At 58.6% G+C, this 7,318-nt stretch carries 8 protein-coding genes; 2 read left to right on the top strand and 6 right to left on the bottom strand.

Annotated elements, in window-relative coordinates; translation table 11 throughout:
* A partial coding sequence (locus ACIQ36_RS16790) for a hypothetical protein (RefSeq protein WP_395831419.1) occupies positions 1 to 726 on the top strand: 726 nt, incomplete at its 5' end.
* Between the two features lie 68 nt (positions 727 to 794).
* Positions 795 to 2,024 (top strand): tetratricopeptide repeat protein, encoded by a 1,230-nt coding sequence (locus ACIQ36_RS16785; RefSeq protein ID WP_395831417.1) that lies wholly within the window; start codon positions 795 to 797, stop codon positions 2,022 to 2,024.
* On the opposite strand, the gene ACIQ36_RS16780 is transcribed toward ACIQ36_RS16785, so the two are convergent.
* The 6 genes from ACIQ36_RS16780 to ACIQ36_RS16755 all read right to left on the bottom strand — a co-directional run.
* Entirely contained in the window at positions 2,021 to 2,554 is a 534-nt protein-coding gene (locus ACIQ36_RS16780; protein WP_395831415.1) for a GNAT family N-acetyltransferase, read from the bottom strand. The genes ACIQ36_RS16785 and ACIQ36_RS16780 overlap by 4 nt on opposite strands.
* A gap of 11 nt (positions 2,555 to 2,565) precedes the next feature.
* On the bottom strand, positions 2,566 to 3,630 hold the full coding sequence (locus ACIQ36_RS16775) for a hypothetical protein (RefSeq protein WP_395831413.1): 1,065 nt from the start codon (positions 3,628 to 3,630) through the stop codon (positions 2,566 to 2,568).
* The gene (locus ACIQ36_RS16770; protein ID WP_395831411.1) at positions 3,623 to 4,645 is read right to left on the bottom strand and encodes a Gfo/Idh/MocA family protein; all 1,023 of its coding nucleotides are present in this window, start codon (positions 4,643 to 4,645) and stop codon (positions 3,623 to 3,625) included. Before ACIQ36_RS16770 ends, ACIQ36_RS16775 begins: the two co-directional genes overlap by 8 nt.
* Positions 4,642 to 5,385: a cytidylyltransferase domain-containing protein gene (locus ACIQ36_RS16765; RefSeq protein ID WP_395831409.1), complete on the bottom strand. Its 744-nt coding sequence runs from the start codon at positions 5,383 to 5,385 to the stop codon at positions 4,642 to 4,644. Before ACIQ36_RS16765 ends, ACIQ36_RS16770 begins: the two co-directional genes overlap by 4 nt.
* 1 nt (position 5,386) lies before the next feature.
* A complete protein-coding gene (locus ACIQ36_RS16760) occupies positions 5,387 to 6,664 on the bottom strand; it encodes a DegT/DnrJ/EryC1/StrS family aminotransferase (protein ID WP_395831407.1) in 1,278 nt (425 codons plus the stop codon).
* Positions 6,665 to 6,755: 91 nt separating this feature from the next.
* Positions 6,756 to 7,318 (bottom strand): aldo/keto reductase (locus ACIQ36_RS16755; protein WP_395831405.1); only part of this gene is annotated, 563 nt, incomplete at its 5' end.

Genomic DNA, 7,318 nt, shown 5'->3' with positions numbered 1-7,318 from the left:
ATGGACGCGGCGCTTGAGCCGCAGTTGGGTGATCTGCGTCGCCAGCGTAAGGTTGCGGAAACTCAGAAGACAAATTTCGATAGTTACCTAGAGAAATCTCGTACAAATATTAAGAAAGTAACGGATTTTTTAAACAATATAATGCCAAAACTAAGCGACGCTGCCAGCAGTGTTGCGCCGACTGCTGAGGCCGAGTACAATAGCTTGCGCGATCAGCTCAATAACGCCCTGAGGACTCTTATTCCTAATAGCTACTATGAAGGTGGTTTTTACGATAAGACAACCTCTTTTAAAACGTCTAAGAACCCTTCAGGCCTCGGGGATTTTTCAAGCTATGCTTCTATGCTTGATCGCCAACAGGCCGTTGGGGTTTTTGTTTCTACCAGTTCAGACCCGATTGAAGTTAATTTAGGTTTGTCACGGGGATTCGGTGAAACGCTCGGTTTGCTCCGGCAAAAGTTAACGCAAGATTTTGATATTGCTAAGCTCCGGCAAGAGCAAGCTGTAAAAAAGATGCAAGATCTCGATAAAACGATCGATAAGAAGATCTCTGTCGAGAAATTGGCTGTTTTGAAAGACATTCAGGCTTTTGAGAAGAGGCAGGAAAGTATTTTAAAAAACCTTTCGCTTAATTTTGAGTTTTCTCAGGCGAATGTTGAGGTTCGGGCCGATCGTACGAGCTTCAATAAGCCAGCCAAGGGTTCGATTATGAACCTATTTATATAGCTAAATCTATAGGTCGCGGATGGCTCGCAGTATGTGAGCCATCTTACTTATGTGAGTTGAGACTAGCATTGTCTGAATATATTTCAAAAATACGTGAAGCAATAGAAGCCAAAAATTTCAAGCTGGCTTTGTCTCTATTAGATCGCGCTCCAGATAAATTAATTTCCAGAGCATTATACTATTCGTTGAGGGCGGATATTTTTAGTTATAAGTTACAATTTGATCGTGCAGCGAGTGAAGCTGAAAAAGCCATATCGCTAGAGCCTAATTGGGCCCCCCCTTACAATATTTTCGCAAACGCGCTTGTGGAGCTTGGTCAATACTCGGCCGCACGGACCGCTTTTGATACCGCAGTAACGCTCGCTCCCCATGTTGGAGAATTTACTTTTAACCGTGGGCAGTTGAAACTATTAACCGGCGACTGGACGGGGGCGAGGGGCGACTATGAGAGCCGCTTACTAAGCTCAGCCTTTAATATTCATTCTGAAATTGCTGCGCAGCCTGCTTGGTTGGGAGAGCCGGTTAAAGAAAAACGTTTGCTTCTTTACTGGGAACAAGGTCAGGGTGATACAATTCAATTCGTACGGTACGTACAAAATCTAGAGGGGAATGGGAATCATGTTATACTTGAGGTGCAAAATAGTTTGTGTCGATTGATGCAGGCGAGTTTTCCAAATGCACAGGTCATCTCAAGCGGTGACGCGCTGCCAGCCTTTGATCTGCGCGCTGCGATTCCTTCGCTGCCATGGCTTCTGGGCGAGACCCCTGATAAACTTTATGCACCCCAGAGTTATCTTGCAGTGCCTAATGAGGTTCGGCATCTGGTGCGCCCGGCAGCGGCTGAAATTTCTGTTGGTTTGGTCTGGGCGGGAAATCCCAGTCACATCAACGATAGGCAACGATCAATTTTGCCAGAAACATTCTTAAGTTTGCTGAATCTTAAGGGGGTTTATTGGTCCTCACTGCAGGTTGGAACCTCAGAAAAGACAAAGCGCATCCTGGCGCGGGCGGGTGTGATCGATCTTACGTCGGGCTTTTCCGATTTCGCGGATACCGCTGCCGCGATTCAGGCGCTCGACTTGGTCATCACGGTCGATACATCTGTCGCGCATCTCGCGGGGGCGCTGGGCAAGCCCGTGTGGATTCTACTGCCGTTCGTGCCCGATTGGCGCTGGCTGCTTGATCGGACCGATAGCCCCTGGTATCCCTCCGCCCGGCTGTTTCGTCAACCGAAGCGGGGGGATTGGGCCAGCGTACTAAAAGAGGTCAAGCAAGCGCTGGCCGAGTTCCGGCCTTAGGGAGCCGCGAATAGGGCTGCGTACACTACGTCCACTTCAGCGCCGGCGTTAAGGTACTGGCGCACGCGGCGACCATCCGGGATCATTCCAGATTTCTCCATAATGCGCTTCATACCGATATTCGTGTCGAGCGTGCCCGCCGTGACTTTGCGCATCCCGCCGTCGGTCAGTAACCAAGAGCATACAGCTTTCCAGGCCTCAAGCCCGTAGCCGCCGCCCCAACACGCGCGCTCGCCAACCATAATGCCAACATCGGCGAGCTTATTCGGCAAGTCTACATAGGCGTTGATATTGCCGATATGCTTGCCCGTATCTCTCCGCACAATCGCCCAGAGGTAGTTAGACGAGCCCTCGAACGAGGCCACATAGTCCACGCACCCTTCCAGCGTGAAGGTGCGATAGCGGTTTTCGCTATATTTCACCACTTCGGGATCGTTCAGCCAGCCTACATAAGCGGGCGTCACATAGGCCTGCGAGTAGGGATCGACGAACAGGCGCTCGGTATCGAGGCGACGGGACGGTACGCTCATCGGTCAGTCTCCTAAGGCGCTATTGATTGGAGGAAGGCGAGGGCGCGGGGCAGCGAGGCCTCTGGGCGCAAGTCATTGCCCTGGCCTGCGTTTAGCAGCGCGGGCAGCATGCGGCTGAGGGCGGGGCGCGTGATGGCGGCGGGGGTAACGCCCGAAGCAATCGTTGGCAACCACGCGCCCTCAGCCGCGCGGGGGAGAATCGCTAAGGTCGGACGCCCCAGCAAGGCCGCTTCGTAGAGCAGCATCGTCGTCATCCCACAGACGAGATCGCAGGCGAAGACCATTTCCAGCGGTGTTCCGGCCTGGCTAATGCCGTCGAACTCGTCGAGCAAGGCCCCGAACTCGTCGCGCATGTTCTTCGGGTGTAGGCGCAGCAGCCGGTAGGGGCGTGGGCTTAGCGCGGCGCTTACGTCGAGAAAGGCTTCGATGACGATACCGGTGCGGTCGTCGCGCCCGCCGCGCCCGTCGAGACTATACTCGGGCGACCGGCGGTATTGCTGCGGGTCGAGCCCGCCGGAGATTTCCGAGAGGAAGACCACAAGCTTTTGCCCCTCCGGTACTTCCGGGAGCAAGCGGCGGCGAACAGCGGCGACGCCCTCTTGTTCAAGCTTCTCCCGCAGAGCGAGGACGGTATCGAAATGCGGATGGCCGACGCGGCCAATCTTATCCGCCGGAAAGCCAAGCTCTTCGTAATGCCGGGCGGTGCCGTCATCCGTAACCAGGAGCCAGTCGGGCGCATGGGCGAGCGGGGCGCGCGTTTCGCCACGAAAGCGCGCAGCAGCATTGGCGGGGAAATCAATCATGCCAACGGAAGGAATGCCGCGCGCTTTGGCTTGACGCACGAGATCATGGGCTGCCGTTTGCAGATTTTCCGACGTGCCAATCAGCAGCAATTCGGTTTCGGCGGGCAGGTCGGTGGTTGGCCCGTCGATCACTTGGGCAGGGCGAACGCCGCGCGCTTCCAGATAGGGCAGCAGGGTTGGGGCCGTCCAAAGGGTCGCGCCGAGGGGGGGCAACAGCGGCAGTGCGTAGTTGGCGGCGCCGGGATCTTCAATGAAAACCAGGACTCTAGACATAGGCGACCTCGATTTTTGCGCCGTTCGCCGAGAGTGAGGCTTCCAGGGCGGCGACGACACGCTCCACCTGCAAAGCGCTTTCACCCGGCGACCAGAGCGGCGCGCGCCCGGCGACGGCATCGGCCAAATTATCGTACATCTGCCAGAGGGCGGTTCCCACAGTGGTTGGCAGAAGCTCCGCCGCGTCGCTGGCAATCTCGCTTTCGCCGCGCATGGCGCGATTATCGCGGCGGGGGGCAAGGGCGAAGGTGAGCCCCTCTTGCCAGACCGACAGGCGGCCTTCGGTACCCCAAAAATCAAACCCGTTCTCTCGGTAGGCGCGGAAATCCACCGGCTGGGCCAGTACGATTTCCCCGCCCATTAGGTGCAGGGCAAACCGCAGATCGAAATCCCCTTGGAGCGGCAGATGCGGGCCGGGGATAGCCCCGCCGAAGGCTTGAACAGCGACAACCTCTCCCAATAGCATTCGGGTGAGGTCAATCATGTGAAAGCCATTGTTATGCAGGCCGTTACCGTAGATCAGCGTTGCCGCTTGCACGCGCCCAAGCTTTTCGGCCAGCAGCCCGCCCGCGAGCCGCCGCAGGGTTTCATCGGCGCGCCGCCAGATATTGGCCTGAACCATCACATTCCGCGCGCGGGCCAGCGTCATCAGCGCTTCGCCCTCTGCCAACGACGGGCCGAGTGGCTTTTCGACCAGAATGGCTTTGACCGAGGGCAAAGGCTCCAAGGCCGCGGCGCGTAAAGTAGGCGGCGTTGCTATCACCAAACAGTCGGGCGCATAGCCTGCGGCGGCGGCCTCGGTAACGGTGGCGAAAGTTTGCGCGATGCCCCAACGCTCTTTCGCCCGATCCCGCGCATCCGGGGACGGATCGATCACGCAGTCCCACGTGAAGGCGGGGTGCTCCGCTAGAACTTGCGAATGGGCGGCATAACGATAATGCCGGGCCATAATCGGATCTTCGGCATAGGTATCAGCCATTTTTCCAAAGCCGATCAGCGCCGTCCGCAGGCTCATCGCGCGGCTTTCTCGACGCAATGGATATTGATGTCGGCCAATTCCGGCTTGCGCTTCAGCAGATCGATCAGCACGGGCAAGCCGAACAGCGGGCCATGCAGAGGCATGAGGTCGGCATAGACGGCGCGGATGAAGTCCAGATCTTCGGCATAATCCAACTGGCAGCGCAGGCCGGGCCAGCGTAAGGAGGCGGGGGCGAGCAGGTGGATGCAGCGGTAGAGTTCAGGGTTTTCGTAGAAATAGAGCGTTACATGCTCGCGCACGGCAGGATCGTTGATCCGGGCCGCCACATCTTGCAAGGCGGCCAGGCGGTAGACCTGCACATCGGTGCCCGCCGGGTAGCTCTCGATCCGCGCGTTGGTGAGAATATCGCACGGGTTAGCGAGAAAACTTTCGACGCCCAGGTCGATCACCTCCGGGTCGAGCAGCGGGCAGTCGCCGGTGATTTCCACAACAATATCGCTGGCGAGCGAGGCTTGCGCCTTCGCCACCCGGTCCAGCACATCCTCTTCACTGCCGCGAAACAGAGCGACGCCATAGGCCTGCGCCCACTCGGCAATCGCATCGTCGCGCGGGTCGGTGGAGGTGGCAACCACGATATCGGTGAGGGTACGGCAGGCGCGCAGGCGGTCCACCAGCCGCGCCAGGGCGGGTTTGCCGTGAATATCCATCAGCACCTTCCCCGGCAGGCGGGAGGAGCCCATGCGGGCTTCGATGCTGGCAATAATCCGTTCGCTCATCCTATTCGGCAGCCTGCGGAATAAGCTTATGGCGCTGGCTATGGACTTTGCGAATGCCCGCGATCACGGCGTCGATGTCGGCCTCGCTGAGATCATGCGCGCAGGTTTCAAACGCCAGCAGGCGGCTGAAGTGCATCTCTTCCGCCACGGGGCACAGGCCCTTCCCATAGGAGCGGTTCGTGAGCGTGAAGGGGAAATGATCGCGGCCCATCGCCATCCGCTTTTGGAAGGCCGGGAGCAGGTAGAGCGGGCGCACATAGCCCTGGTAGATCGGCACGCCTTCGGCGGCAAGCGCCTTCACTAGGACGTCACGGGGAACCCCGATGACTGCGGGGTCGATCTTCGGCGTCCAGACGTAATAGACGTGGCGGGAGCCCGGGCGCTCGACCGGCGGCGTAAAACCTTCCAGGTCTTTCGTGCCTTCGGTTAGCCGATGGGCGATATGGACGCGCTTACCGATCAATTCCTCGGCGCGTTCAAGCTGAACAATGCCAACCGCCGCCGAGAGTTCGGTCATGCGGTAGTTAAAGCCGATCATATTGGCGAGATCATCGTGCTGGGTGGGCTCGACGATGTTTTCGGCGTGATTGCGGATCATCTGCATGCGCAGGGCGAGCCGATCATCCTCGGTCACGCACATGCCGCCTTCGCCGGTGTGGATGTGCTTATGGTAGTTGAGGCTAAACACACCGATATGGCCGATCGTGCCCGCAAACTTGCCGTTTTCGGTGGCGAAAGGCCCTTGGGCATTATCTTCGATCAGAATAAGCCCGTGCTTATCGGCGAGGGCGCGCATGGCGTGCAGGTTCGCCGGGTGGCCGAAGAGGTTCACCACCACGATGGCTTTGGTCTTTTCCGTAATATTGGCTTCGACCGAGGCGATATCGAGACCGAAGGTTTCCGGCTCGATATCGGCAAACACGGGAATGCCGCCGTAGACCAGCGGGCCAACGGCCGAAGCCGACATCGTGTAAGGCGGAACGATCACCTCGTCGCCGGGCGAAATTCCGACCGCCCCCAGCGCAGCATAGAGGCCCGAGGTGGCGGAATTAACCGAAACGCAGTGCTTAACCGCAAAGGCTTTCGCCCAGGCCGCTTCGAATTCCTTGATCTTCGGGCCGCCGAGAAATTCATCGCCCCAGCTTCCGTAAAAGCCCGATAGGCAATCACTTTCCACCACGGCTTGAACGGCGGCCACCTCGCCCGCGCCCATCGTGCGGAACGGCTTGAACGGGGTGGAAATGGTGGGGCTGCCGCCCAAGAGTGCAAGCTCGGTCATGGTCGATCCTCGGCCCAGAACGGGACAGTTAACCTAAGTCTGCCAATAAGCTAGCACGCGAGGCTGACCTGTCCAATGCAGGTGATACATTTTAGGTGAGCGCGGGCCAGCGGGCAGGGTTCAGCAAAGCGTCATCGGTCAGCCCGCAGCCGTCGAGCCTCTCCATCAGCTCGGCTGGCAGCGGCCCGAGGGCAAGCGCCGCGAGAGCATCGCTCAATTCGGCCTGGGACTGTGCCCCCGTCAGAACGACCGAAACTGGGGCCCCGATGGAAAGAACATAGCGTAATGCCAGGGTTGGAAGCTCCTCCCAGGGGCAGTTTGCCAGTGTCCGAACTTGATCGGCGGCCTCGGCGAGCGGGGCCAGGGCGGGCGGCAGAAAGCGCGCGCGGGATGTGAGCGCGCCCTTGAGCAAGGCCGAGCGGACAACGAGACCGACCCCGGCGGCTTCGGCTTGCGCGAAAACCGCCCGGCAACGCTGGTCGAGCACCGAAAAGGCGATCTGAACGCTTTTGAAGCCCGGTGTGGCAATAACGGCGGCGGCATCCTCCGGCCCATAGACCGACGCCCCTAAGGCTGCCACCCGCCCGGCATCCATTTCCCCCCGCAAGGCCGCCAGCAAAACCGGGTTCTGCATATCGGCGGAAGAAGCATTGT

Origin of the sequence: Elstera sp., from assembly GCF_044372965.1 — a bacterium.
Taxonomy (GTDB): Bacteria; Pseudomonadota; Alphaproteobacteria; order Elsterales; family Elsteraceae; genus Elstera.
The sequence above is the reverse complement of the archived record's forward strand: the minus strand, read 5'-3'. Positions and strand labels throughout refer to the sequence as shown.

What these genes read in the sequence shown, in the direction of transcription:
- ACIQ36_RS16780 (WP_395831415.1), bottom strand. Translation starts at nt 2,554, where the DNA reads ATGAGCGTACCGTCCCGTCGCCTCGATACCGAGCGCCTGTTCGTCGAT.
- ACIQ36_RS16775 (WP_395831413.1), bottom strand. Translation starts at nt 3,630, where the DNA reads ATGTCTAGAGTCCTGGTTTTCATTGAAGATCCCGGCGCCGCCAACTAC.
- ACIQ36_RS16770 (WP_395831411.1), bottom strand. Translation starts at nt 4,645, where the DNA reads ATGAGCCTGCGGACGGCGCTGATCGGCTTTGGAAAAATGGCTGATACC.
- ACIQ36_RS16765 (WP_395831409.1), bottom strand. Translation starts at nt 5,385, where the DNA reads ATGAGCGAACGGATTATTGCCAGCATCGAAGCCCGCATGGGCTCCTCC.
- ACIQ36_RS16760 (WP_395831407.1), bottom strand. Translation starts at nt 6,664, where the DNA reads ATGACCGAGCTTGCACTCTTGGGCGGCAGCCCCACCATTTCCACCCCG.